Annotated in this window: 2 protein-coding genes and 2 pseudogenes; all 4 read left to right on the forward strand. The window is 60.6% G+C overall.

Annotated features, from left to right (window positions below):
- Positions 1–209, forward strand: a pseudogene (locus EN879_RS35345) (anti-sigma factor); the annotation flags it as partial.
- 282 nt (positions 210–491) lie between these two features.
- Complete coding sequence (locus EN879_RS35350) at positions 492–737, forward strand: DUF680 domain-containing protein (RefSeq protein WP_127274689.1); 246 nt, start codon at positions 492–494, stop codon at positions 735–737.
- A gap of 59 nt (positions 738–796) precedes the next feature.
- A complete protein-coding gene (locus EN879_RS35355; protein ID WP_063170610.1) occupies positions 797–1,024 on the forward strand; it encodes a DUF680 domain-containing protein in 228 nt (75 codons plus the stop codon).
- A 94-nt stretch (positions 1,025–1,118) separates the two neighbouring features.
- Positions 1,119–1,539 (forward strand): annotated as a pseudogene (locus tag EN879_RS35360) (MBL fold metallo-hydrolase); the annotation flags it as partial.

Genomic DNA, 1,539 nt, shown 5'->3' on the forward strand with positions numbered 1-1,539 from the left:
TCTATCGCCACCGCGAGCATCTGATCACCCTTGTCGCCGAGCCTCAAAAAGCCGGAGCTGTGACCGACCCTGTCGATCTCTCTGAGGGCGGTTTTTCGCTGGTGCAGTGGAGCGACGGCGCCTTCTCCTACTGGGCGATTTCCGACATGGAGCGGCCGGAGCTGGACGATTTCGTAGCGCGCTTCCGCGCCGCCACCGTGACCGGCTGATAGCCGACCGCCCAAACCTTTTCAGCCAATATCAAGTGCGACGTCACCGCTGGCTCGGCTACTTCGCGGTCAGACAGACCCACGGCACCAGCATGGTGCCGACCTCGGACGTGCGCGTGCAGCGTCGGCTGGCCCAGTTCCCGACAGCCGCCGTCCCTGATTTTGGGACCTCCAAAAGAATTTCGCGCCACCCGGGAATAAAGGGATGTCTTGGCGAGTCTTGTTGTTAGCGGGGCCAATTTCCCGGCACGCAACCAAGAAACGAAACAAGGATCTACCAAAATGACCAAGCTCGCTCTCAGCGTGGCTGCCATGCTGCTTGCCTCAAGCGCTGCCTTTGCCGGCAGCGACCATGGCGCCACCAACTCCAACCAGCCGGCCACCAGCGTCGACACCAACGCTACTGCTTCCATTCCCTCCGCGCCGCGTCAGGACAGCGTCGACTCCAAGGTGACGACCGGGCCGAGCCAGGGGTCGGTTCAGGACATCATCAACCGGCACAACAACGACGGACTCTGGGGCCGCTGAACGCGCCTCGACCTCCAAACAACAACTTCTCTCAATCCTCAAGATCAGGAACTGTTTCAATGAAAAAGATCGTCCTTACCGCTGCCGCCATCCTCGTTGCCAGTGGCACGGCCTTCGCCGGCAGCGACCACTACGGCTCGAACACTTCCCGCCAGCCGGTCGCCAGCCATTCGGCTTCAAAAATCGACACCTCGCACACCAGCTCGATCCGAGAGGTCAAGAAGATCCATGGTGGTGCCGATGCCAGCGTGCCGGCGCAGTACGGCCAAGGCATCTGGGGCAACTGAGTTTCATCCGGTCAGGACCGATAGGTTCGGCAATCAGGACGGAGGGCCACGCTTGGCTTTCCGCCACCCCCACCTCTTAACACAGGAGATCATCATGTTTAACATGACACGTCGCACGTTGCTTGGGTCCGCAACTGCCGCTGCCGCATTCGGCCTCGCCGGCAGGTTGGAATTCACCCGTCCTGCCTTCGCCGAAACAGCAGTCGAGCCGGCCGTTGGCTTCTACAAATACATGGTCGGCGATATCGAGATCACCGCCATCTATGACGGCATCTGGCGCAAGCCGCACGACCCAGCTTTCATCAAGGATGTCTCCGTCGAGGACACCAAGGCAGCCCTTGCCAAGGCCGGCCTGACGACAGACTTCATGCCTATCCCGCTCACCGTCGTCGTCCTCAAGATGAACGGCAAGGTGATTATGATGGATGCCGGTTCGGGCGTCGGCCAATGGCAAACCAATGCCACCCATCTGCCGGCCAACATGGCCGCCGCTGGCATCGACTACAAGACTATCG

The organism is Mesorhizobium sp. M7A.F.Ca.AU.002.02.1.1, assembly GCF_003998535.1.
Lineage (GTDB): Bacteria > Pseudomonadota > Alphaproteobacteria > Rhizobiales > Rhizobiaceae > Mesorhizobium > Mesorhizobium ciceri.